Genomic DNA, 22,162 nt, shown 5'->3' with positions numbered 1-22,162 from the left:
TGCGACACCCCCTGTGCAACGCTTTCAATGAGACACCAGCGCAGGAGAAATCGGAGGACAGGTCATGCAAGGGACGAACGTTCTGTTCGGCCAGATCGCTGTGGTAATCGGCATCGTGATCGCCGGCGTCTGGGGCGCCACACAATGGACAGCAGCGACCCTTGGCTATCAAGTACGCCTCGGATCGCCCTGGTTCGATCTTCTAGGTGTACCGGTTTATCACCCGTGGCGCTTGTTCGAATGGTGGTTCTTCTTTGATGCCTACGCGCCGCACGTCTTCGACACAGGCGGTGCGATTGCGGGTGGTAGCGGTTTGTTCGCTTTACTCGTCGCCATCGCCATGTCGGTATGGCGTTCTCGGCAGTCGCGGCTGGTTACGACTTATGGTTCGGCACGCTGGGCCGATGCCGTCGACATCCGCAAAGCTGGACTGACCCTCCCGGCGGGCGTCTTCCTCGGCCAACACGACGACCAATACCTCCGACATGAGGGGCCGGAACATGTCCTGAGCTTCGCACCCACGCGCTCGGGCAAGGGCGTGGGCTTGGTGGTGCCTACGTTGCTTTCGTGGCCGGCGTCCGCCGTCATTCACGACATTAAGGGAGAGAACTGGAAGATCACGGCGGGCTGGCGTTCGCGCTTTTCGCACTGCCTGCTTTTCAACCCCACCGATAGGCAGTCGGCCGCCTACAACCCGCTGCTTGAAGTCCGGCGCGGCGCACATGAAGTGCGCGACGTGCAGAACATCGCCGACATTCTGGTTGACCCTGAAGGTGCGTTAGAGAAGCGCAATCATTGGGAGAAGACCAGCCACGCGCTACTGGTCGGTGCAATCTTGCATGTTCTGTACGCAGGCGAGGACAAGACGCTGCGCGGCGTCGCCAACTTCCTCAGCGACCCGGCGTGTCCGTTCGAGCTGACGCTGCACCGGATGATGACGACGAAGCACCTGGGCGATGCGCCTCACCCGGTTGTCGCATCCGCTGCCCGCGAAGTGCTCAACAAGTCGGACAACGAGCGATCGGGCGTGCTCTCCACCGCCATGTCGTTTCTCGGCCTGTACCGCGACCCGACCGTGGCCGAAGTCACATCGCGCTGCGATTGGCGCATCGCCGACCTGATTTCCGCCGAGCACCCGGTATCGCTCTATCTGGTGGTGCCGCCCTCCGACATAAGCCGCACCAAGCCGCTGATCCGGCTCATCTTGAACCAGATCGGGCGGCGGCTGACCGAATCGCTCGACGGCAGCGATGGCATCGCGCGCCGGCACAAGCTGCTGCTGATGCTGGACGAGTTTCCGGCGCTGGGTCGCCTCGATTTTTTCGAGTCCGCGCTTGCCTTCATGGCCGGCTACGGCATCCGCAGCTTTCTCATCGCTCAAAGCCTGAACCAGATCGACAAGGCGTATGGGCAGAACCATTCCATCCTCGACAACTGCCATGTCCGGGTGACTTTCGCCACCAACGACGAAAGGACGGCGAAAAGGATTTCCGAAACCCTCGGCACCGCCACCGAGCTTCGCGCGCAGCGCAACTACGCGGGCCACCGCCTCGCTCCGTGGCTGGGGCACCTGATGGTGTCGCGTCAGGAAACTGCACGTCCGCTGCTGACGCCCGGCGAGGTGATGCAGCTTCCACCTGAGGACGCCGTAGTCATGGTGTCCAGCGTTGCCCCGATCCGCGCGAAGAAGCTGCGTTACTACGTCGACGCCAATTTCAAGGATCGCGTCCTGCCACCGCCCGTGCTCGCAGTCGGGAGGTACGCCGACGCGCCGCCAGCCCGCCCCGACGACTGGAGCGGCTTGGCGATCCCGGCCGTACCTACGGCGCCGACCTCGGTATCCGCCGATGGTCCGGGCGGCACCGATGACGGCGGCCCGCGCCGCCAGCTCGAACTCTCCGAAACCGTCGCCTACGAGCCCGAGTTGGACGCGTGTGCGAACGACCTGGAGCTGCTCGATGACGACGACCTGGCGCTCCCGCTTCCCGGCCAGCTCGACCCGGCCATGCAGCGCACGGCCCGGCTGGCTTCTCTCGACCCCAACGACGGAATCGACCTATGAGCCAATACCGCCTCAATCTTTTCATCCAGCCCGAGCACGCCAAGCGCCTGGATGAACTTGCCGCCAAGAAAGGCGTGTCCAAGTCCTCCATCGTCGCAGCGGCCTTGGCGTCCTGGCTGTCACCCGATGCGGGCGACCAGCGTGAGGCCGCCATTGCCAAGCGGCTGGATCGACTGTCGCGGCAGACCGAACGCATGGAGCGCGACCAGAACATCCAGATCGAAACGCTGGCGCTGTTCATCCGCTATTTCTTGACCATCAGCACGCCGGTGCCAGAAGCCCACAAGGACGCGGCCCGCGCCCAGGGCAAAGCGCGCTTCGAGCAGTTCGTCGAGCAGTTGGGTCGCCACCTGCTGCGTGGCCGCAGTCTGGTGCGCGACGTGGTGGAGGAACTGCACCCCGATCCGATGCGGATGGATGACGCAGCAGCGATGGCGTCCGCCGATGAGCGAGCTGCAGAGCGTGCGTCATGAGTGCCGTTCCGCAGATTCCGCCTGAATCTCGCTCATCCGCCGCGGCGTCCCAGGATCGCCGCATCCAGATGCTGCGCACGGCGATGGGGCCGCTGATCGCCGCTGCGCTCGAAGATCCGGATGTTGTGGAAATCATGCTCAACCCCGATCGCACCCTGTGGGTGGATCGGCTGTCGTCGGGTCGCTCGCCGCTGGGCGTGGAGATGCCCGAGGCCGATGGTGAACGCATCATCCGCCTGGTCGCCGCGCATGTCGGCGCGGAGGTGCATCGCGGCCAGCCGCTCTTGACCGCCGAGTTGCCGGAAACCGGCGAGCGTTTCGAGGGCATCCTGCCTCCGGCCGCCCCGGGGCCAGCCTTCGCGCTACGCAAGCGGGCCGTGAGCATCATCGGCCTGGATCGCTACGTGGCCGACGGCATCCTGACCGCCGGGCAGGCCGAGTTCCTGCGCCGCGCCGTGCGCGAGCGGCAGAACATCCTGATCGCCGGCGGCACCAGCACCGGCAAGACCACGCTGGCGAACGCGCTGCTGGCCGAGATCGCCGCCACAGGCGACCGCGTGCTGGTGCTCGAAGACACCATCGAGCTGCAATGCGCGGCCCGCGACCATGTGCCGCTGCGCACCCGCGCCGGCGTCGTCACAATGACCGAGCTGGTGCGGGCCACGATGCGCCTGCGGCCTGACCGCGTGATCGTCGGCGAAGTGCGTGGCGGCGAAGCCCTGGACTTGGTGAAGGTCTGGGGCACCGGCCACCCCGGCGGCATTGCCACCATCCATGCCGGCTCCGCCTTGGGCGCACTGCTGCGTCTGGAGCAACTGATCCTCGAAGTGGCAGTGAATCCGCCCCGCGCCCTGATCGCCGAGGCGGTCAACGTGGTGATTCACATCGCAGGCCGTGGCCGCAAACGTCACGTCGAAACCATCTCCCGTGTCGTCGGCTTCGACGGTGCGGGCTATCGCCTGACAGATGCGCTGGAAACGCCGTTTCCCGAGCTGCCGCCGGTTCCTCTTGCAGCCGCTGCCGCTGCGCCTTCCTCGACCCCTGACCAACCTGGAGAACTGCCATGACGCACGTTGATGCTTTCCGTCTTTCCGTAAATCCTATTTCTCGCCTGTCCAGCATGGCGCGGCTGCGCCACCTGGCCCGTCCCGCAGGGCAAGGGCTGCTGCTGGCCGCGCTGATGCTGTTGCTGGCGGGCACGGCGCAGGCCGCCGGTTCCTCGATGCCGTGGGAAGGGCCGCTGACCTCCATCCTCGAATCCATCCAAGGGCCAGTCGCCCGGATCGTGGCGGTGATCATCATCATCTCGACGGGGCTTGCGCTGGCGTTCGGTGATACCAGCGGCGGCTTTCGCAAGCTGATCCAGATCGTGTTCGGCCTGTCCATCGCGTTCGCCGCGTCCTCGTTCTTCCTGTCGTTCTTCAGCTTCTCCGGAGGGGCCGTCGTATGAGTAAGGCCACCGATCTTCCGGGCTTTGAAGTGCCGCTGCATCGCTCGCTGACCGAGCCGATCCTGCTGGGCGGTGCGCCGCGCACCGTGGCGATTGCCAACGGCACGCTAGCCGCCGCCGTCGGGCTGGGCCTGCAACTGTGGATTCCCGGCGTGGTGCTCTGGATCGTCGGCCACTCGCTGGCCGTATGGGGTGCGCGCGTCGATCCGCAGTTCATGCAGGTCTTCGCGCGGCATATCAAACACCGCCCGCTTCTGGACGTGTGAGGGGAGGACGCCATGCTGAACCTTGCCGAATATCGTCAGCGCCCGGCCTTGCTTGCCGACTGGCTGCCCTGGGCCGGGCTGGTCGCGCCGGGCGTTGTGCTGAACAAAGATGGTTCGTTTCAACGCACGTTCCAGTTTCGCGGCCCCGACTTGGACAGTGCGACACAGGGCGAGCTGATTGCCACGTCGGCGCGGCAGAACAACGCGCTTCGCCGTACCGGGTCTGGCTGGGCCTTCTATATCGAGGCCGAGCGGATGCGGGCATCGAGCTATCCGCAATCCTCCTTTCCCGAACCACTGTCCTGGCTGGTGGATGAGGAGCGACGCGCGGCGTTCGAGGAGTCGGATGGCCATTTCGAGAGCGTCTATCACTTCACGTTGCAACACCTACCGCCGCAAGAGTCTCGCGCCCGTGCGGCTGGGATGCTGTACGAGAACCGGCCCACTGAGGGTGTGGACTGGCGTGGTCGGCTTGATTCCTTCGTGGCAGAGACCGATCGCGTGTTCGACCTGCTCGATGGTGTGATGCCGGAGATTGCCTGGCTGGACGATAGCCAGACGCTGACCTACCTGCATGCCACAGTCTCCACGCGGCGCTATCGCGTCGGCGTGCCCGACGTGCCGTTCCATATCGACGCACTGCTGGCCGATGCCGCGCTGGTCGGCGGCCTGGCGCCCATGCTGGGCGATCAGCACCTGCGCGTGGTGTCGGTACGAGGCTTCCCGACCTCGACCTGGCCGGGGATCTTGGACGACCTCAACCGCCTGGGCTTTGCGTATCGCTGGAGTACGCGCTTCCTGTGCCTGGACAAAGCCGAGGCGGAACGGGAATTGGGGCGCTTGCGGCGCCAATGGTTCGCCAAGCGCAAGAACGTCATCGCGCTGCTGCGCGAAACGATCTTTCAGCAGGAAAGCCCGCTGGTCGATACCGATGCCAGCAACAAGGCCGCCGACGCCGATGCCGCCTTGCAGGAGCTGGGCAGCGATCAAGTCGCCTTCGGCTACCTCACCGCCACGGTGACGGTGCTCGACGCCGACCCGGCCGTGGCCGACGAGAAGCTGCGCATGGTGGAGCGCGTCATCCAGGGCCGGGGTTTCGTGACCATCCCCGAAACCCTCAACGCAGTCGATGCCTGGCTGTCGTCCGTCCCCGGCAACGCATACGCGAACGTGCGTCAGCCCATCGTTTCGACGCTGAACCTGGCGCACATGATGCCGATGTCAGCGGTATGGGCTGGGCCGGAGAAGAACGAACACCTCGATGGCCCGCCGCTGATCGTCACCCGCACCGATGGCGCGACGCCGTTCCGGCTGGTGACGCACATCGGCGACGTGGGGCACACCCTTGTCGCCGGGCCGACCGGCATGGGCAAGTCGGTGCTGCTCGCCATATTGGCCATGCAGTTCCGGCGCTACTTCGGCTCGCGGATCTTCGCCTTCGACATGGGGCGCTCGATGCGCGCCACCATCCTCGGCCTTGGCGGTGAGCACTACGACCTCGGTGCCGATGGCGGCATCGCCTTCCAGCCACTCGCGCGAATAGCCCACGAGGGCTACCGCACCTGGGCCGCCGAATGGGTGGAGGGCCGGCTGCTGCACGAAGGCGTGACGGTCGGCCCGGACGAGAAGGCTGCCATTTGGTCGGCGCTGCGAAGCCTTGCCGGTGCGCCAGTGGAGCAGCGCACCATGACCGGCTTGTCGGTGTTATTGCAGTCCAACGCGCTGCGCCAAGCGCTCGCGCCCTATGTGTTGGGCGGCGCCCACGGCAAGCTGCTGGACGCTGACCACGACCGGCTGGGCATGGCCGACGTGCAGGGCTTTGAGATGGAAGAACTGATGCACAGCCCCGCCGCCGTGCAAGCAGTGCTGCGCTACCTGTTCGCCCGCTTCGACGAACGTTTTGACGGCGCGCCCACGCTGCTGATCCTCGATGAAGCGTGGCTGTTCCTCGATGAGCCGTCCTTCGCGGCCCGCATCCGGCAATGGCTCAAGACGCTCAGAAAAAAGAACGTCAGCGTCATCTTTGCCACGCAGTCGCTGGCCGACATCAAGGACTCGACCATCGCGCCAGCCATCATCGAAAGCTGCGCGAGCAGGATCTTCTTACCTAACCCGCAGGCCACCGAGCCGCAGATTCGCACGATCTACGAAGGCTTCGGCTTGAACAGCCGCCAGATTGAGATCGTGGCGACCGCACAGCCCAAGCGCGATTACTACTACCAGTCGCGCCTCGGCAATCGCCTGTTCGACCTCGACCTGGGGCCTGTCGCGCTCGCATTCGCGGGCGCATCCACCCCTCAAGACCAACGCGATATTGACCGCGTGCTGACGCAGGCCGGCGCTCCCGGCTTCGCCGGCGCGTGGCTGCGCCATCGCGGCCTCGGCTGGGCCGCCGACCTGCTGCCGTCCGCTCCGGCGGCAGCTTCCTTTCTCGCTTCTCAACCGCTGGAGGTTTCACCATGAAGACCAAGCCCCGTTTGCTCTCTGTCTCACTCGCTGCCGTGCTGTCGGTATCGCTGCTGGCCGTGCAGTCCGCATCCGCGCTGACGGTGTTCGACCCGTCCAACTTCGTGCAGAACACGCTGACCGCCGTGCGCACGCTGGAACAGATCAACAACCAGATCAACCAGCTTCAGAACGAGGCGCAGATGTTGATGAACCAGGCCAGGAACCTGGCAAATCTCGACTTCAACATCGTCAACCGCCTGCGCTCGACGCTCGCCACCACCGAGCGCCTGATCGCCGAGGCGCGCGGCTTGGCCTACGACGTGCAGAGCATGGATGCCACGTTCGCCCGCCTGTACCCGGAACAGTACGCCGCCACCATCAGCGGCGACCGCATGGCACAGGACGCCCGCGAACGCTGGCAGAACACCTTGAACGGCTTGCACACCGCGATGCGGATGCAGGCGCAGGTGTCGCAGAACCTCGCCCAAGACGAAAGCGCGCTGGCCGATCTCGTGAGCCAGAGCCAGTCGGCCACCGGCGCGCTGCAAGCGATGCAGGCGACGAACCAGCTCCTGGCTTTGCAGGCCAAGCAGTCGATCCAGGCGCAGCAGCTCCAGATCACGCAAGACCGGGCCGCTTCACTGGAACTGGCGCGGCAAGCGGCGGCTATGGAGCGCGCCCGCGAAGTGCGGCGGCGCTTTCTGGGCACCGGCACGCCGTACACGCCGCAGTCCGTCAACTTCTATAACAACTGACCGGAGGCGGCCATGCGATGCGCTTCCGTCCTGATGGCCGTGCTGCTGACCGCGTGCGGCCAGCAGCCGGCCGAGAACCTGGCCGACGCCCTGGCCGCAGATCCGGTGCGGCTCAAGGCGTTGCGCGGGCAATGCGCGGCCGACCGGCAGGCCGTGGGCGAGGATGCCTGCCGCGCCGCCGCTGAAGCCTTCCGGCGGCGCTTCTTCGCCGGCCATACCGGGCCGGATGAATACAACTCGCTGGCTGAACTCCCGCCGATTCCGCCGAGCTTCGATACGCCCGCAGATGAATTGCCAGAGGGCGCCGTTCCGCTCACTCCGCCCGAGGATTCGCCATGAACGACGTGACCATCATCGACCGTTTCCTCGATACGTTCTCGCGCTACATCGACTCGGGCTTCGGCTTATTGCAGGGCGAAGTGGCATTTCTCACCGCCACGCTCATCGTCATCGACATGACGATCGCTGGCCTGTATTGGGCCATGAGCCACGCCACCGGCCAGGGCGACGACGTGATCGCCAAGCTGCTGCGCAAGGTGCTCTGTGTCGGCGCGTTCGCCTACATCATCGGCAACTTCAACTGGCTGGCGAGCATCGTGTTCCGCTCGTTCGCCGGCTTGGGAATTACCGCTACCGGCTCGGCCATCACGATGGAGAACTTCCTTCAGCCGGGCCGGCTGGCGAAGACCGGCATCGACGCAGCCGCGCCGATTCTGGAACAGATCGGGGACATGGCTGGGTTCCCCGAGGTGTTCGTGAACATCGACCCTATCGTGGTTCTGTTCATCGCCTGGCTGGTGGTGATCCTCTGCTTCTTCGTGCTGGCCGTACAGCTTTTCATCACGCTGATCGAGTTCAAACTGACTACGCTCGCCGGCTTCGTCTTGATCCCGTTTGCACTCTGGAACAAGACCTCGTTCCTCGCGGAAAAGGTGCTAGGCAACGTGGTGTCGTCAGGCATCAAGGTCTTGGTGCTGGCCGTCATCGTCGGCATCGGTTCAGGCCTGTTCGCCGAGTTCCAGGTGCATCCCGACGAACCATCCATCGACCACGCGCTGGTCGTGATGCTGGCCTCGCTCGCGCTGCTGGCGCTGGGCATTTTCGGCCCCGGTATCGCCACCGGCCTGGTGTCCGGTGCGCCACAGCTTGGTGCGGGCGCGATGGCTGGTGCTGCGGTCGGGGCTGTCGGCACCGGCGTTGCCATCGGCGCCGCCGTAACGGGCGTGGGCGGCGCCGTCATGGCCGGGGCACGAATGGCCCCGGCGGCCGCAAAGCTGGCCGGTGCCGGTGCGCGTGCCGCGACTTCGGCGGCCGGCAGTGCCCGATCGGCGTTCCAGGCCGGTTCCGCTGCGGCCGGCGGCGGTGCCAAGGGCGCGGCGGCTGGCCTCGGCAATGTCGCCAAGACTGGCGCACAAGCCGCAGGCCGCAGCGTCACCTCTGGTGCTTCCGCTGTTGGGCAGAAGGTGGCCGACTCCTTCCGCGCTGGCTGGAACGGCACAGAAGCCGGCAGCGACGGTGCTGGCCCCGGCCAGACCGCAGACGGCACCGCAGGCTCGCAGAAGCAACAGCAACCGGCCTGGGCCAAGCGGATGCACCGCCGCCAGCAGGCTACCCATGCCGCGACCACTGCCGCCCACACGCTGCGCGGCGGCGACGGCGGCGGCTCCGGGCAAGGCCCGAGCCTGCGGGATTCCGATACCTAACCTTCAAGGAGAACACCCATGCGATTCAAACGACCGCAGGTGCGCTACGCCGATACGCCGCAGCCTGCCACCCCGTATCAAGCCGCCGCCCAGGTGTGGGACGACCGTATCGGCTCCGCCCGCGTGCAGGCGAAGAATTGGCGCCTGATGGCCTTCGGCTGCCTAGTGCTCGCGCTGTTGATGGCCGGCGGCCTGGTGTGGCGCTCGGCGCAGTCCATCGTGACGCCCTATGTCATCGAGGTCGATCAAGCCGGGCAGGTGCGCGCCGTGGGAGAGGCCGCCACGCCGTACCGGCCCGGCGACGCGCAGATCGCGCACCACCTGGCGCGCTTCGTGACGCTGGTTCGCTCGCTGTCCATCGACCCCATCGTGGTGCGGCAGAACTGGCTCGATGCCTACGACTACACCACCGACAAGGGCGCGGCGGTGCTCAACGACTACGCCCGCACCAATGACCCATTCGCCCGCATCGGCAAGGAATCGGTAACGGTGCAAATCACCAGCGTGGTTCGCGCGAGCGACACGTCTTTCAACGTGCGCTGGACAGAGCAGCGCTATGTCAACGGTGCGCCCGCCGGCACCGAACGCTGGAACGCCGTGCTTTCGACCGTCCTGCAAACCCCGCGTACTGAACAGCGCCTGCTCAAGAACCCATTGGGTATCTACGTCAACGGCCTGTCATGGAGCCGCGAACTGGATTCTTCCGAAGGAGCCAAACCATGAAACTTCGTTTCCGCCTTTACGTTGTTCCTTTGACGCTGCTGGCCCTCGCGGGCTGCGCCTCGCAGGGGAAGCCGCCGCCATCCATCTCGCTCGACGAGACGGTGCTGGCCCAGCCGTTGCCCGAACCGCCCAAGCCCGTCGAAGTCGTCGCCGTCCCTGAACCGCTGGCGCTGCCGGCGCAGTTGAAGCCCCTGCCGGAACTCGATGAGGCCCCCGTTGCGCCGGAGCCGGCCGACGAAAAGGTGCGCGTTTCCCGTGCCAATGCAGAAGCGCGTATCGCGCCTACCCGTGAGGGCTACGTCAACGCGATTCAGGTGTGGCCGTTCACCGATGGCGCGCTTTATCAGGTCTATGCGTCGCCGGGGCGCGTGACGGTGGTTTCGCTTCAACCGGGCGAGGAACTGGTAACGGTCGCCGCCGGCGATACCGTGCGCTGGATCGTGGGCGACACGTCCAGCGGCGGCGGGGCCGATCTGCGCGTCAATGTGCTGGTCAAGCCTATCCGCTCCGGTCTGAAAACCAATCTCGTCATCACCACCAGTCGGCGCACCTACCTGCTGGAGCTGACCTCGACCGAGAGGGCATGGATGGCGTCGGTGTCCTGGGACTATCCGAAAGACCGAATGCTCGCGTTGCAGCGCCAGGCGCAGGCAGCGCAGGCAACAACGCCTGTCGATACGGGCCTGTCGCTGGACAAGATCCGCTTCCGCTACGCGGTATCGGGCAGCAACCCGCCGTGGAAGCCTCTGCGCGCCTTCGATGATGGAGAGAAGGTCTATATCCAGTTCCCGCCGGGCATCGCCCAGGGCGAGCTGCCGCCGCTGTTTGTCATCGGCGCGCAGGGCGACGGGCAACTGGTGAACTACCGTTTTCGCTCGCCGTACTACGTCGTGGATCGCCTGTTCGGCGCGGCCGAACTGCGGCTGGGCGGCGATGGCGGCGACGTGGTGCGGATCGAGCGCACCGATGGTGTTGCACGGAGGAACTGACCATGAGCCAGGATGACACTCCCGACCTTGCCGCGCCGCAGGCGGACAAGGTGGCGCCGGAGGCAGTGGCGCTGCGCGCCCAGCCGCGTCCAGTCACACGCCTGAACCGGCGCTCGCTGGCCATCCTTGCCGGCGTCCTAGCGGTCGCCGTGCTCGGCGCGCTGATGTGGTCGCTGCAACCTCATCGACGCAGCACAGGCGAGCAGACCGAGCTTTACAACGTCGATCGCGTGTCAAAGTCGGAAGGACTGGATGCGCTGCCGACGGACTATTCCAAGCTGCCGCCGGCGTTGCTGCCTGCCGTTCCCGAACTAGGGCCACCGCTGCCGGGCGATCTTGGCCCGGCTATCGTGAAGTCGCAGCAACCGGCGACGGCTGCCTACGCGGCCCCCGGTCACGACCCGAACGATGCCCTGCGAAAAGAAGCCGAGGCGGCCGCGGCCTCGTCCGTGTTCTTCCGCTCGGGTGGGCAGAATGCGGCGCCGGTAGCGCAGACACAGGTGGCCGCTGCGCCGGGCTTCGCCGCCAATGCGGCGTTTGACCCGCTGGCGGCCGGGCCGGCCTCCACGGCGGCCCAACCTGCTGACCCGACAGCGGTGCAAAACCGGCAAGACCAGAAAGAGGCTTTCATGAAAGCTGGCCCCACTGAAACCCGTAATTCCGGCAATCTGACTCTGCCAATTTCGCCGTATCAGGTTATGGCCGGAACAGTGGTCGCAGGTGCCTTGGTGACGGGCATCAAGTCGGACTTGCCCGGCGACGTGATCGCCACGGTGACGGAGCCGGTCTATGACACAGCCACCGGGCGCTTCCTGCTGATTCCGCAGGGTTCGCGCATCCTGGGCAAATACAACAGCCAGGTCAGCTACGGGCAGAGCCGCGTTCAAGTCGTCTGGAACCGGATCATCCTGCCGGACACGTCTTCGCTCACGCTCGACAACCTGGCCGGCACCGACCCAGCCGGCTATGCCGGGCTGGAGGACGATGTGGACTACCACTGGGGCCGCATCTTTGCCGGTGCGGCACTCACCACGCTGCTGGGCGTCGGTGCCGAGCTGGCCGCGCCGGAGAACCGGCAGGATGGTGATCGCGTCATCATCGCTGGGCGCGACAGCGCGCAGGACAGCATCAATCAGGTCGGCCAGGAGATGACCCGGCGCAACCTCAACATCCAGCCGACCTTAACGCAACGGCCGGGCCTGCCGGTTCGCATCATCGTCAACCGGGATCTGGTGCTGCGGCCGTACCAGCCGCTGTTCTTCAACCGGGGGACTTCACGATGAGCACGACCAAGAAGCTGCGGCTCGGCCCGCTGCCGAAGACCGAGAGCACCAAGCTGACTTTCGTTTGCCCGACCAGCTTGAAAGTCGACCTCGACCGCTACGCCGCGCTACACGCGCAGGCGTATGGCGAGGCCGTTGATGCGGCGACGCTGATCCCGCATATGCTGGAAGCGTTCATGGCGGGGGATCGAGGATTCAGGAAGGGCACGGCGACCCGCAGCACACCACCGAAGCCGCCATGATTGCACCGCATGCTATTCAACGGCATCCATCGAACGCGCAGCCCAGGCTGCGCGTTCTTCATTCTGGATGCCGCCGAGCCTGTTGGGCTATGATGATGCGACAGGCCCGCCGTTCCTCGGCAATCCAGCACTACACAGTGCGATGCGGCTTTCTCTCCCAACGCTCCTATGTCGCTCCTAGCCGACAACGCCGTTCTTCTTCTAAGCGGCCCCGAAAGGAGCTAACCTACTGTCCCATATACGGTTTCAAGTCCTTCTTGATTTGCGCGAAAGAATTGACACCGGCACTTTTTTGTTTCTGCATTTCGGGTTTCGGCACCGCATACCGCCGAGACCTCCCCTTAGCGCAGCAGACCCTCCCCCTCGCTGGGTTCGCGCTCTTGCCCCTCACCTGGGGCCTTTTATTCATGGAGTAACCACGCATGGCAGAGCCGAGCATTGGAGTGCTGGGCGGCATTGCCGCGGGCGTGACGGTTGGGGCTGTATGGCCAGGCCTTGATATCAACGCCGTGATGGGCGCCCTGGCTGGATCTCTGCTCTTCGTCCTGTTCGCTCCCGACCTGAGCATCCTCAAGCGCATCGGCTACTTCCTGGTGAGCCTGGTGGCTGGTTACTACGGCTCGGCCGAACTGATCGGCTTCGGCGCTGCTCGAACCAGTGGCGGCGCATCGTTCGTGTGCGCCGCGCTGGTGGTGACGGTATCGATCACCATCCTCGAGTGGATTCGCGGCGGGAAGATGCCGGAGTGGCTCCGGGCCCTTCTCGATCGCAGAGGAGGCGGCAGCAATGGCTGATCTATGGACCCTATTGGCGGCGCTGTCCTGCGCCGCGATCTTCATTCGCATCATCACCTGGCGGCACGCCGGCGAGCGCTACCGGCTGGGCATTGGCTTCTGCGCCTATGCCTTGGCCGTATGCACCGGGTGCTTCCCGCTGACCGTCCTGCTGGAGTTCCTGGCAGGCAAGCCCATCGAGCCCGTGTCACCCTGGCTGTCGCTGGTTCTGGTGTGGCTCGCCGTCCTTGTGATCCTGGCCCGGGGCAATGTGGCCCGCATCGTTCAGCTGAACTGGGCCAGTCACTGGGATGGCGTCGACAGGCGCAGGACAGGGCAATGATTACCATCAAGCAGGATGGCCTCGAGGATGCAATAGGCCGCCTGACCGATGTCGAGCGAACCCAGCTCCCATTTGCATTGGCGCTGGCCCTGACCAGAACGGCGCAGGTGGTGGCCGAGGACCTGAAGGGAGAGCTAGGGGTTGCCTTTGATAGGCCAACCCCGGCCACCCTCAATAGCCTGTACATCCTGCCCGCCACCAAGCAGAACCTGGAGTCGAGGGTGTGGATCAAGGATGGCCGTCAGATGGGTTCTGGTGGCCGGCCTGTCGGTCGCGAGGGCGCATGGGGTAAGGGGCGTGCAGCATCTAAGTGGCTGACCCCTGAGATCTACGGCGGCCCTCGAAGCCACAAGGCTATCGAGTCGATGCTGAGGCGTAAGGGTTTCCTCAAGCCTGGTCAGTACGTGATGCCAGGCCAAGGTGCCGAGCTGGACCAGTACGGCAACCTGTCCAGCGGATTCCTTGCCAGGGTCCTCTCTGGCGCTCAGCTGTACACGGAGGAGGGCTACAAGGCCAACGCCACCAAGAGTGCCAAGAGCAAGGCCAAGGGGAATGGCAAGCGCTTCTTCGTTATGCACGACTCGAAGCGCGGCGCATTCGCTGTGGCAGAGCGCACCGAGAAAGGAAGGGCGGGCCTGAAGATCGTATTGGCTGTCGCCTCAAGGGCTCCAAACTACCGATCCCGATTCGACTTCTTCGGCCTGGCTCAACGCAAGGCGGCAACGACCCTTCCAATTGAGTTCTCCAAGGCGATGGTCCAGGCCTTGTCGACGCGCCGCCGGTGATCAATGACACCCCGGCAAGGGGGGGTGGGGTCTTGGGTCCTCCTGGGTGGGGGTGCCCCCGAGGGTAATTCGAGCCCCGCTTTCACACTATGTATGACCCAAAATCAGAGGTTGGTTGTTGTTTAGTCATGGCCAAAAACGAAACAACCAAGCCTCGGGGCTGCTTGAACAAATCCGAGATGGCTTCGAGCCTCGGGATTTCTCCGCAAGCCTTTGATAAATGGGGCGTCGAGCCAGTTGCCCGGATGGGTCGTGAGGCCTTCTATCTGGTGCAAGATGTGGTTGAAAACCGCGTTCAACACGCACTGCGGAAACAACAACCTGGCCACCTCGATGGCGAAGGTGTCGATCCGCTGATCGAGTACAAACTGAACGTCGAGCGGTTGCGACTTACCGCCGCCCAGGCTGACGCCAAAGAGAAGGAAAACTTGGTCACGGACAAGCAACTTGTCCCGGCCCCATTTGCCACGTTCGCCTTGGTCAAGCTGGCCGCACAGGTCGGTTCGATCCTGGACACGGTCAGCAAGACGTTGCGGCGCAAGCATCCCGATATGGATTCCCGGCACCTCGAGTCGCTCGAGCGGGAGCTAGCCATGGCGCGCAACGCTGCCGCCGAACTTGGCGAGCACCTCCCGGAATATCTTGATGAGTACCTCGAGTCCCTGGCTGAGTAACTTCCGCAAGGCGATCAAGCTCGGGCTCGCTCCGCTCTACAAGGAGCCTCCGCAGACCGCGGTGGAATGGGCCGATGCCGACAACGGCTTCTACATGTCGGCCGAATCGTCCTATCAGGAGGGCAAGTGGATCACCGACCCCGTGCAGCGCGCGATTCTGAACTGCATGGGCAACGACCTGATCCGGACGCTGAACCTGATCAAGTCAGCCCGAGTCGGCTACACCAAGCTGCTCGTGGCGAACATCGGCTACAAGATCCAGCACAAGCGCCGCAACGTGCTGGCGTACACCCCGACCGACCCTGACTCCGAGGAGTTCTCCAAGCGCCACATCAACGGCCTGATCCGTGACGCCCCTCTGCTGCTGGAGTTGGCCCCGTGGTTCGGCCGCAAGCATGCCGACAACACTATCAACGCCAAGCGGTTCGCGAACCGGAAGATGCTGTGGTGCCTGGGCGGCAAGGCTGCGCGGAACTACCGCGAGAAGAGCGCCGACGAGGTCATCTACGACGAGCTGTCGAAGTTCGATGCCAGCATTGAGGGGGAGGGTTCTCCTACCTCACTCGGCGATAGGCGGCTGCAGGGCGCGACGAACCCGAAGTCAATCCGGGGCTCGACGCCCGGCATAGCCGGGCCGTGCCAGATCACCAAGGCCGTCGAAGAGTCTCCGCACCTGCTGCGCTACAACATCGCCTGCCCATGCTGCGGCGGTGAGCAGGTGCTGCTGTGGGGTGGCAAGGATTGCGCCTTCGGCATCAAGTGGGAGACCGACAAGCTCGGCCAGGCCAGCAAGGCCTGGTACGTGTGCGCCCACGAGGGCTGCGAGTTTCAGCACTACCAGATGGTGGTGGCTACCGAGGCTGGTCGCTGGATATGCGAAAAGACTGGCATCTGGACCCGCGACGGCATGGACTGGTTTGACCAGGACGACGAGCCGTGCGGCACACCGCAATCGGTCAGCTTCCACATCTGGACCGCCTACAGCGCGCGTACCACCTGGCTCGAGATTGTCCAGGACTGGCTCAAGGTCAAAGGCGACCGCGAGAAGCTGATCACCTTCGTCAACACCGTGCTGGGTGAGGTGTGGGAGGAGGACCAGGGCGAGAAGGTCGACTGGGAGCTCCTGTATGGGCGCCGCGAGGTGTACCCAGAGGTGCCCATGGCGGCTACTTCGCTCATGGGCGGCATCGACACCCAGGACGATCGCCTTGAAGGGCGCGTCTGGGCCTTCGGACCTGGCGAGGAAGCGTGGCTCGTTCATCGCTTCATCCTGAACGGAGACCCGGGTAGCGAGGAGCTGCGCCGGAAGGTCGGCCTGCAGATCCACAAGCAGTTCACCCGAGCCGACGGCCTGGTGATGCGCGTGGAGCGCTGGTGCTGGGACGCCGGCGGCCACTACTCCGACGAGGTTGCCGCAGAGAGCCGCAAGCATGGCGCGATGTGGGTCATCCCGACATTCGGCGCCAGCACCTACGGGAAGATGATCGCCAACTTCCCGAGGAAGAAGAAGGACCGCATCTACAAGACGGAGATCGGCACCGACAACGCCAAGGAGCTGATCTACAGCCGCCTGCGCATTGCCATCGACGTGGCGAAGTCGAAGACCGGCGAGGCTCAGCCTGGCGCTGTGCACTTCCCGGCCAACGACGACATCTGCGACGAGGACGAGCTCAAACAGCTCACCGCCGAGAAGAAGAAGTCCGTGATCTCGAAAGGCAAGCGCGTCCTTCGCTGGGATGCAGGCGGCAAGCGCAACGAAGCGCTCGACTGCTTCGTCCTTGCCATCGCCGCCCTGCGTATCAGCCAGCAGCGCTTCGGCCTGGACCTTGAGGCCTTGGCCGTGAAACCAGAACCGGGCGGCGCAGCAGCAGTGGACACCACCAAAGAACGGCCTCGAGCCAAATCCTCCTACTGGAAGAAGAACTGATGGCCTACTCCCTGGAGCAGTACGAAGCCCTGAAGGCCGCCCTGGCCGGCGGCGAGCTTCAGGTGCGTTACGCCGACCGCGCCGTCACCTACCGCAGCGTGGACGAGATGATGCGCATCCTCCGCCAGATGGAGGGCGAGCTCGGCCTGAACTCCCACAACAACGGCGGCAGGCGCTACGCCTCCTTCTCGAAAGGCTACTGACATGGGCTTCATGGACAACCTGTTTCCCGGCCGTGCCGCGAAACGCGCAGAAGCTCGCCTGCGGAAAAAGAAGATCGACCTGCAGATCGATATCTTCGAGCGCCGCTTCGAAGGGGCTGCCAAGGGTCGCCGCAACGACGGCTGGCGCAGCAGCAGCACCGACGCCAACGCTGAGATCGGCCCGGCCCTGGCCCGCCTGCGCAACCGCGCGCGCGACCTGCGCCGGAACAATCCCTATGCCGAGCGCGCTGTCACCGGCATCGCCGACAACGTGGTCGGCGCTGGCATCGTCCCGCGCCCCATGGCTAAGTCTGGCCGCGCCAACAAGAAGCTCATGGACCTGTGGAAGGCCTGGGGCGAAGAGACGCTCTGCGACGCAGACGGCCTGGAGAACTTCTACGGGCTGCAGCACAAGATCATGGAGGCCGTGCCCGAGGGCGGCGAAGTGCTGGTACGCCGGCGCTGGCGCAAGTCCTCGGATGGCCTGCCGGTGCCGATGCAGCTGCAGGTGCTGGAAGCCGACTTCCTCGACGAGGAAAAGCACGGCCCCAATGGCGCCAACGAGATCATCCAGGGTATTGAGTTCAGCCCCATCGGCAAGCGCGTCGCCTACTGGCTTTTCGATCAGCACCCAGGCGCCAACAACGCCTGGCGCACATCGACCTCCCGCCGCATTCCGGCTGAGGACGTGATCCACATCTTCCTGCCAAAGCGCCCCGGCCAGGCACGCGGTTACAGCTGGTTCGCGCCGGTGATGCAGCGCCTGCGCAACTTCGACGAGATGGAAGACGCGGTGATGGAGCAGGCGAAGATCGCCGCATGCTTCGCCGCCTTCATCAACAAGGATGACGCCGCGAGCACCGGGAAGCCGCCGCCTCTGGTTGAGCGAGTGGAGCCCGGGATCATCCAGGAACTGGGGCAGGGCGAGAGCGTCAGCTTCGGCACGCCGCCGACGTTCAACGGCTACGACTCCTACGCCTGGCAAGGCCTTCACGCCATCTCCGTCGGCCTGGGGGTTCCCTACGAGCTCACCACCGGCGACCTGAAGGGTGTGAACTTCTCCAGCGGCCGGATGGGCTGGCTGCACTTCGCCCGCCGGGTGGATGTGTGGCAGTGGCGGATGCTGATCCCTCAGCTCTGCGTCGGCGTCTGGTCATGGTTCATGGAGGCCCAGGCCCTGCTGCCGGGTGGCGTGCTCGAGGACGTGAAAGCCGAGTGGACGCCGCCGCGCCGCGAGATGGTCGATCCGAAGTCGGAGATCGAGGCTGTAAAGCAGCGCCTGCGCAATGGCCTGGTCACCTGGCCGGATGCCCTGCGCGAGCTCGGCATCACCGACCCGCAGGCACACGCCAAGAACATCCAGGACGCCAACGCCCTGCTCGACGACCTCGGGCTGATCCTCGACTGCGACCCCCGCAAGGTGCTCGCGGCCGGTTCGGCAGCGGCTGGCACCAACACCACCAAGGAGAAACCGGAAGATGCAGCCGGCGACGAACAAGACGCATGAGACCCCCATGCTCACGCTGCGCGCCGCGGTGCGCCCGGAGACGGTCGACATCGAGGCCCGCACCGCTGAGCTGGTGTGGACGACCGGCGCCCAGGGCCGGCGCTGGAACTGGGACGTTGGCTACTACCTCGAGGAGCTGGAAGTCAGCGACTCGGCGGTGAAGATGGAGCGCCTCAACAACGGCGCCCCCCTCCTCAACGCCCACAACCAGTGGGAGCTGCGCTCCGTGCTGGCCGTGGTCGAGAAAGCCTGGCTCGAGAACGGCGAGGGCCACGCCCTGGTGCGCTTCAGCAAGCGCGATGACGCCGATGAGGTGTTCCGCGACGTGAAGGACGGAATCCTGCGCAACATCAGCGTGGGCTACACCGTGCACCGCTACGTCCTGGTCGAGGGCGGCGACGACACCATGCCCATATACCGCGCGGTGGACTGGGAGCCCATGGAGCTCTCCATCGTGCCTATCGGCTTCGACGACGGCGCCAAGATCCGCAGCGCCAAGACCCCGGCCGAGTACGAAGGCCAGCGCTTCAACACCCTTTTCGAAACTCGGGAGGCTGAAGAGCCTGCCGCCCAACCGGCCGCCGTGGCCAACCCCCAAGAGGAAACCGAAATGACCGAAGAAGAGAAACGCGCGGCCGAAGAGCTGATCCGCCGTGAGGCAGCCGAGGCCGAGCGCAAGCGCGGCACCACCATCCGCGCCATGGCCAAGAAGGCCGGCCTGGGCGATGACGTCGCGGAAGACCTGATCGCGCGCGGCGCCAGCCAGGCTGAAGCCAGCGCTGCCATGTTCGACCTGCTGGCCGAGCGTCAGCAGCAGAGCCAGCCAGAATCGCGCAGCACTCAGCCCACTGTGGTGGCAGCCGTGGACAACGCGGTGCTGACCGCCAAGCGCGGCGCGATGTTGAACGCCCTGCTGAACCGCTGCAACCCCACCATCAAGCTGGAGGACAACAGCCGCGAGTTCCGCGGCATGCGCCTGATCGACATGGCGCGCGAGTCCATCGAGCTGGTGGGCGGCAACGTGCGCGGCATGACCCCGCAGGAAGTGGCACGCGCGGCCCTGGGCTGTGACCGCCAGGCTGTACGCACCGCCGGCATGCACTCCACCAGCGATTTCCCGCTGCTGCTGGGCAGCACCGTGAACCGCACCCTGCGCGACGCCTACCAACTGGCTCCGCAGACCTGGCGCCCGCTGGGTCGCCAGACCACCGTGCCGGACTTCCGCGCCGTAACCCGCGCCGCCCTGGGCGACATTTCCGCGCTGGAGAAGGTGCAGGAGCACGGCGAGTACAAGTACGGCACCCTGAACGAAGAGGGCGCCCCGCTGAAGGTGGCCAAGTTCGGCAAGATCATCGCGCTCACCTGGGAAGCCATCGTCAACGACGACCTGGGTGCACTGACCCGAATTCCGCAGGCCTTGGGCGCCGCAGCCGCACAGACCGAGTCCGACCTGGTCTGGGCGCTGCTGCTGGGCAACCCCAACTTCACCGACAGCACCCCGGTGTTCGACGCGGCCCACGGCAACCTCGCCGCCAGCGGCGGTCCGATCAACACCACCACCCTGGGCGCCGCCCGCGCCGCGATGCGCAAGCAGAAGTCCAAGGCCGGCCACTTCCTCAACGTCGGACCGGAATTCCTAGTGGTGGGCCCGGACAAGGAGCTGGAAGCCTACCAGTTCACCAGCTCCAACTACGTGCCGGCCAAGAACGCCGATATCAACGACAGCCGCAACGCCTCGCTGATCGTGATCGTCGACGCGCGCATCACCGGTAACCAGTGGTACCTCTACGCCGCCCCCGGCGTCGTGGACACCTTCGAGTACGCCTACCTGGAAGGCGAGCAGGGCGTCTTCACCGAGACCCGCGAGGGCTTCGAAGTGGATGGCATGGAGATCAAGGCTCGCCTGGTCTTCGGTGCAGCCTGGATCGACTACCGCGGCGCCTACAAGAACCCCGGCGCCTGATCCGTCGCCACCCAACCCAGCAGGGCGCCTTCGGGCGCCCTTTCTGTTTCAGGAGACACCATGGACAACCAGCACAAGAAGATCACCGGCTACCGGGATCTGACCCAAGCCGAGATCGACGGCATGAACTCCATCAAGGCCCTGGAGGCCGACGCCGGAGCGCTGTTCAAGCAGATCCAGCAGGTGGAAGGCGTCGATCAGCGCGAGCTGGCTCTGGCTCGCACCAAGCTGCAGGACGGCTTCATGCGCTTCGTTCGCGCTATCGCCCGCCCGGCTGACCCCTTCGCCTGACTCGCCAACCAATATCCCCTCTCGAGGTGACACATGAAGACTTTCATCCAGCACGGCGACTGCATCACCGTACCGGCGCCCACCGGCGGCACCCTGTCCGGCCAGCTCTACAAGGTAGGCGCCTTCGTCGGCGTTGCCGCCACTACCGAAGCCCAGGGCGACCCCGTGGTCCTGAAGCTCACCGGCGTTTTCGAGCTCACCAAGATCAGCGCCCAGGCCTGGGCCGTCGGTGACCCGGTGTTCATGAACACCACCAGCCGCGCCCTGACCAACGTCTCGGCCACCGGCCTGGTGCTGGTCGGCGCCGCCACCGAAGTGGCCGCCAACCCCTCCGCCGTCGGCCGCGCTCGCCTCAACGGCGTATCCGCTCCGGCTGCCGTGGCCTAACCCATGACCTGGGCCGACATGCGCGACCGCATGCACAACCGCGTGGTCGCGCGCCTCAACGACGGCACGGCCGAGTACCGGGGGCTCCACGGAGCACCTCCGGTGCGCTGCCTACCGGTGATCGTCGACAACGACCTGATGCAGAACGGCCCCGAGGGCGTGATGCGCTCGGGCATGGTCGGCGTGAGCTGGCGCAAGCCGCTGCTGGAGACGGCGGAGCGGGGCGGAATCTTCCTGCACTGCGGTCGCCGTCTGATCGTCGAGGACGTCATAGCGGACGACGGGCACATGGTGACCGCCGCCTGCATGGAGGACGAATGAGCAACATCCTGACTGCAGTGCGCCAGGCGCTGATCGCGAAGGTCCAGGGCATCACCACCGACAACGGCTTCAACACCAACCTCGGCCACCAGGTTAAGACCGGCTGGCTGAACGAGGTGCTGCCGCCCAAAGGGCCGCCGCTGAGCGGGCTACCTGAACTGTTCGCACTGATTCAGAAGGCGCCGAACCGACCTCCCGAGCGCGGGCCGGCGGCGATCAAGGCCTACCCGGGGTTCTTCGTGATCGGCCTGGTCAAGTGCGACCTGTCCACGTACGAAGACGCGCTCGACGCTATGGAATTGGACATCTGCCAGGCCCTGCTGCCGGCATCCGGCGTGTTCCCGCAGGGATTCCCGACGGGAGTCACCGGCCTGTCGCTGGGCGCCTCTGAGCCATTCCCGCCAGGCGATGGCCAGCGCTACGCCGGCGTCCTGGTACCCATTCACATCACCACCATCATCCAGGAGCGAATCCGCCGATGAGCACTGAGAAACCCGTGCAGCTGGTCGAGGTAGAGCTCGCCGGCGAACACACCCACAAGGGCGTCGACTACAAGGCCGGCGACACGATCAAGGTCACGAAGCGCCAGAAGCT

General features: G+C 65.3%; 25 protein-coding genes. All 25 read left to right on the top strand.

Features of this window, described 5'->3' with window-relative positions; translation table 11 throughout:
- The first annotated feature begins 64 nt into the window (after window positions 1-64).
- A complete protein-coding gene (locus tag RTW82_RS27730; RefSeq protein ID WP_001163195.1) occupies window positions 65-2,062 on the top strand; it encodes a conjugal transfer protein TraG in 1,998 nt (665 codons plus the stop codon).
- Window positions 2,059-2,535, top strand: a complete 477-nt coding sequence (locus RTW82_RS27725; RefSeq protein WP_000085131.1) for a ribbon-helix-helix protein, CopG family — start codon at window positions 2,059-2,061, stop codon at window positions 2,533-2,535. The genes RTW82_RS27730 and RTW82_RS27725 overlap by 4 nt, the downstream gene beginning before the upstream one ends.
- Window positions 2,532-3,602, top strand: coding sequence for a P-type conjugative transfer ATPase TrbB (gene trbB, locus RTW82_RS27720; protein WP_023093367.1), 1,071 nt, complete (start codon window positions 2,532-2,534; stop codon window positions 3,600-3,602). The genes RTW82_RS27725 and trbB overlap by 4 nt, the downstream gene beginning before the upstream one ends.
- Entirely contained in the window at window positions 3,599-3,985 is a 387-nt protein-coding gene (locus RTW82_RS27715; RefSeq protein ID WP_000150010.1) for a TrbC/VirB2 family protein, read from the top strand. Before trbB ends, RTW82_RS27715 begins: the two co-directional genes overlap by 4 nt.
- Window positions 3,982-4,251 (top strand): VirB3 family type IV secretion system protein, encoded by a 270-nt coding sequence (locus RTW82_RS27710; RefSeq protein ID WP_003092280.1) that lies wholly within the window; start codon window positions 3,982-3,984, stop codon window positions 4,249-4,251. Before RTW82_RS27715 ends, RTW82_RS27710 begins: the two co-directional genes overlap by 4 nt.
- 12 nt (window positions 4,252-4,263) lie before the next feature.
- Window positions 4,264-6,714 carry a conjugal transfer protein TrbE gene (trbE, locus tag RTW82_RS27705; RefSeq protein ID WP_000933135.1) on the top strand — a complete coding sequence of 817 codons (2,451 nt, stop codon included), beginning with the start codon at window positions 4,264-4,266 and terminating at the stop codon, window positions 6,712-6,714.
- Window positions 6,711-7,454 (top strand): P-type conjugative transfer protein TrbJ, encoded by a 744-nt coding sequence (trbJ, locus tag RTW82_RS27700; RefSeq protein ID WP_316927094.1) that lies wholly within the window; start codon window positions 6,711-6,713, stop codon window positions 7,452-7,454. The genes trbE and trbJ overlap by 4 nt, the downstream gene beginning before the upstream one ends.
- Window positions 7,455-7,466: 12 nt before the next feature.
- Window positions 7,467-7,793, top strand: a complete 327-nt coding sequence (locus tag RTW82_RS27695; protein ID WP_014603538.1) for a hypothetical protein — start codon at window positions 7,467-7,469, stop codon at window positions 7,791-7,793.
- The gene (trbL, locus tag RTW82_RS27690) at window positions 7,790-9,157 is read left to right on the top strand and encodes a P-type conjugative transfer protein TrbL (protein WP_023093366.1); all 1,368 of its coding nucleotides are present in this window, start codon (window positions 7,790-7,792) and stop codon (window positions 9,155-9,157) included. The genes RTW82_RS27695 and trbL overlap by 4 nt, the downstream gene beginning before the upstream one ends.
- An 18-nt stretch (window positions 9,158-9,175) precedes the next feature.
- Complete coding sequence (gene trbF / locus RTW82_RS27685) at window positions 9,176-9,880, top strand: conjugal transfer protein TrbF (protein ID WP_001211312.1); 705 nt, start codon at window positions 9,176-9,178, stop codon at window positions 9,878-9,880.
- Entirely contained in the window at window positions 9,877-10,869 is a 993-nt protein-coding gene (trbG, locus tag RTW82_RS27680) for a P-type conjugative transfer protein TrbG (RefSeq protein ID WP_000776560.1), read from the top strand. Before trbF ends, trbG begins: the two co-directional genes overlap by 4 nt.
- 2 nt (window positions 10,870-10,871) lie before the next feature.
- Window positions 10,872-12,152, top strand: coding sequence for a TrbI/VirB10 family protein (locus RTW82_RS27675; RefSeq protein WP_003092274.1), 1,281 nt, complete (start codon window positions 10,872-10,874; stop codon window positions 12,150-12,152).
- Window positions 12,149-12,394: a DUF2274 domain-containing protein gene (locus RTW82_RS27670; RefSeq protein ID WP_000108283.1), complete on the top strand. Its 246-nt coding sequence runs from the start codon at window positions 12,149-12,151 to the stop codon at window positions 12,392-12,394. Before RTW82_RS27675 ends, RTW82_RS27670 begins: the two co-directional genes overlap by 4 nt.
- Window positions 12,395-12,816: 422 nt before the next feature.
- The gene (locus RTW82_RS27665) at window positions 12,817-13,188 is read left to right on the top strand and encodes a putative holin (RefSeq protein WP_316927093.1); all 372 of its coding nucleotides are present in this window, start codon (window positions 12,817-12,819) and stop codon (window positions 13,186-13,188) included.
- On the top strand, window positions 13,181-13,510 hold the full coding sequence (locus RTW82_RS27660) for a phage holin family protein (RefSeq protein WP_021221544.1): 330 nt from the start codon (window positions 13,181-13,183) through the stop codon (window positions 13,508-13,510). The genes RTW82_RS27665 and RTW82_RS27660 overlap by 8 nt, the downstream gene beginning before the upstream one ends.
- Entirely contained in the window at window positions 13,507-14,295 is a 789-nt protein-coding gene (locus tag RTW82_RS27655) for a hypothetical protein (RefSeq protein WP_316927092.1), read from the top strand. The genes RTW82_RS27660 and RTW82_RS27655 overlap by 4 nt, the downstream gene beginning before the upstream one ends.
- Window positions 14,296-14,423: 128 nt before the next feature.
- Window positions 14,424-14,969, top strand: a complete 546-nt coding sequence (locus tag RTW82_RS27650) for a terminase small subunit (RefSeq protein WP_316927091.1) — start codon at window positions 14,424-14,426, stop codon at window positions 14,967-14,969.
- A complete protein-coding gene (locus RTW82_RS27645; protein WP_316927090.1) occupies window positions 14,941-16,896 on the top strand; it encodes a phage terminase large subunit family protein in 1,956 nt (651 codons plus the stop codon). Before RTW82_RS27650 ends, RTW82_RS27645 begins: the two co-directional genes overlap by 29 nt.
- Window positions 16,896-17,099, top strand: coding sequence for a phage head-tail joining protein (locus RTW82_RS27640; protein WP_316927089.1), 204 nt, complete (start codon window positions 16,896-16,898; stop codon window positions 17,097-17,099). Before RTW82_RS27645 ends, RTW82_RS27640 begins: the two co-directional genes overlap by 1 nt.
- Before the next feature lies 1 nt (window position 17,100).
- Window positions 17,101-18,606, top strand: coding sequence for a phage portal protein (locus tag RTW82_RS27635; RefSeq protein WP_316927088.1), 1,506 nt, complete (start codon window positions 17,101-17,103; stop codon window positions 18,604-18,606).
- A gap of 7 nt (window positions 18,607-18,613) precedes the next feature.
- Complete coding sequence (locus RTW82_RS27630; RefSeq protein WP_316927087.1) at window positions 18,614-20,569, top strand: prohead protease/major capsid protein fusion protein; 1,956 nt, start codon at window positions 18,614-18,616, stop codon at window positions 20,567-20,569.
- Between the two features lie 60 nt (window positions 20,570-20,629).
- Window positions 20,630-20,860, top strand: a complete 231-nt coding sequence (locus RTW82_RS27625; RefSeq protein WP_173180407.1) for a hypothetical protein — start codon at window positions 20,630-20,632, stop codon at window positions 20,858-20,860.
- Window positions 20,861-20,893: 33 nt separating this feature from the next.
- Window positions 20,894-21,247, top strand: coding sequence for a DUF2190 family protein (locus RTW82_RS27620; RefSeq protein ID WP_316927086.1), 354 nt, complete (start codon window positions 20,894-20,896; stop codon window positions 21,245-21,247).
- 3 nt (window positions 21,248-21,250) lie between these two features.
- A complete protein-coding gene (locus tag RTW82_RS27615; RefSeq protein ID WP_316927085.1) occupies window positions 21,251-21,568 on the top strand; it encodes a hypothetical protein in 318 nt (105 codons plus the stop codon).
- A complete protein-coding gene (locus RTW82_RS27610; protein ID WP_316927084.1) occupies window positions 21,565-22,050 on the top strand; it encodes a hypothetical protein in 486 nt (161 codons plus the stop codon). The genes RTW82_RS27615 and RTW82_RS27610 overlap by 4 nt, the downstream gene beginning before the upstream one ends.
- Window positions 22,051-22,162: the final 112 nt, after the last annotated feature.

This window comes from Pseudomonas sp. zfem005 (genome assembly GCF_032621735.1).
Taxonomy (GTDB): Bacteria; Pseudomonadota; Gammaproteobacteria; order Pseudomonadales; family Pseudomonadaceae; genus Metapseudomonas; species Metapseudomonas solani.
Note: the sequence above shows the minus strand (reverse complement) of the source record. Positions and strands in the feature narration are given on the sequence as shown.

Coding starts and splice junctions, on each gene's coding strand:
- RTW82_RS27730 (WP_001163195.1), top strand. CDS start 65: ATGCAAGGGACGAACGTTCTGTTCGGCCAGATCGCTGTGGTAATCGGC.
- RTW82_RS27725 (WP_000085131.1), top strand. CDS start 2,059: ATGAGCCAATACCGCCTCAATCTTTTCATCCAGCCCGAGCACGCCAAG.
- trbB (WP_023093367.1), top strand. CDS start 2,532: ATGAGTGCCGTTCCGCAGATTCCGCCTGAATCTCGCTCATCCGCCGCG.
- RTW82_RS27715 (WP_000150010.1), top strand. CDS start 3,599: ATGACGCACGTTGATGCTTTCCGTCTTTCCGTAAATCCTATTTCTCGC.
- RTW82_RS27710 (WP_003092280.1), top strand. CDS start 3,982: ATGAGTAAGGCCACCGATCTTCCGGGCTTTGAAGTGCCGCTGCATCGC.
- trbE (WP_000933135.1), top strand. CDS start 4,264: ATGCTGAACCTTGCCGAATATCGTCAGCGCCCGGCCTTGCTTGCCGAC.
- trbJ (WP_316927094.1), top strand. CDS start 6,711: ATGAAGACCAAGCCCCGTTTGCTCTCTGTCTCACTCGCTGCCGTGCTG.
- RTW82_RS27695 (WP_014603538.1), top strand. CDS start 7,467: ATGCGATGCGCTTCCGTCCTGATGGCCGTGCTGCTGACCGCGTGCGGC.
- trbL (WP_023093366.1), top strand. CDS start 7,790: ATGAACGACGTGACCATCATCGACCGTTTCCTCGATACGTTCTCGCGC.
- trbF (WP_001211312.1), top strand. CDS start 9,176: ATGCGATTCAAACGACCGCAGGTGCGCTACGCCGATACGCCGCAGCCT.
- trbG (WP_000776560.1), top strand. CDS start 9,877: ATGAAACTTCGTTTCCGCCTTTACGTTGTTCCTTTGACGCTGCTGGCC.
- RTW82_RS27675 (WP_003092274.1), top strand. CDS start 10,872: ATGAGCCAGGATGACACTCCCGACCTTGCCGCGCCGCAGGCGGACAAG.
- RTW82_RS27670 (WP_000108283.1), top strand. CDS start 12,149: ATGAGCACGACCAAGAAGCTGCGGCTCGGCCCGCTGCCGAAGACCGAG.
- RTW82_RS27665 (WP_316927093.1), top strand. CDS start 12,817: ATGGCAGAGCCGAGCATTGGAGTGCTGGGCGGCATTGCCGCGGGCGTG.
- RTW82_RS27660 (WP_021221544.1), top strand. CDS start 13,181: ATGGCTGATCTATGGACCCTATTGGCGGCGCTGTCCTGCGCCGCGATC.
- RTW82_RS27655 (WP_316927092.1), top strand. CDS start 13,507: ATGATTACCATCAAGCAGGATGGCCTCGAGGATGCAATAGGCCGCCTG.
- RTW82_RS27650 (WP_316927091.1), top strand. CDS start 14,424: ATGGCCAAAAACGAAACAACCAAGCCTCGGGGCTGCTTGAACAAATCC.
- RTW82_RS27645 (WP_316927090.1), top strand. CDS start 14,941: ATGAGTACCTCGAGTCCCTGGCTGAGTAACTTCCGCAAGGCGATCAAG.
- RTW82_RS27640 (WP_316927089.1), top strand. CDS start 16,896: ATGGCCTACTCCCTGGAGCAGTACGAAGCCCTGAAGGCCGCCCTGGCC.
- RTW82_RS27635 (WP_316927088.1), top strand. CDS start 17,101: ATGGGCTTCATGGACAACCTGTTTCCCGGCCGTGCCGCGAAACGCGCA.
- RTW82_RS27630 (WP_316927087.1), top strand. CDS start 18,614: ATGCTCACGCTGCGCGCCGCGGTGCGCCCGGAGACGGTCGACATCGAG.
- RTW82_RS27625 (WP_173180407.1), top strand. CDS start 20,630: ATGGACAACCAGCACAAGAAGATCACCGGCTACCGGGATCTGACCCAA.
- RTW82_RS27620 (WP_316927086.1), top strand. CDS start 20,894: ATGAAGACTTTCATCCAGCACGGCGACTGCATCACCGTACCGGCGCCC.
- RTW82_RS27615 (WP_316927085.1), top strand. CDS start 21,251: ATGACCTGGGCCGACATGCGCGACCGCATGCACAACCGCGTGGTCGCG.
- RTW82_RS27610 (WP_316927084.1), top strand. CDS start 21,565: ATGAGCAACATCCTGACTGCAGTGCGCCAGGCGCTGATCGCGAAGGTC.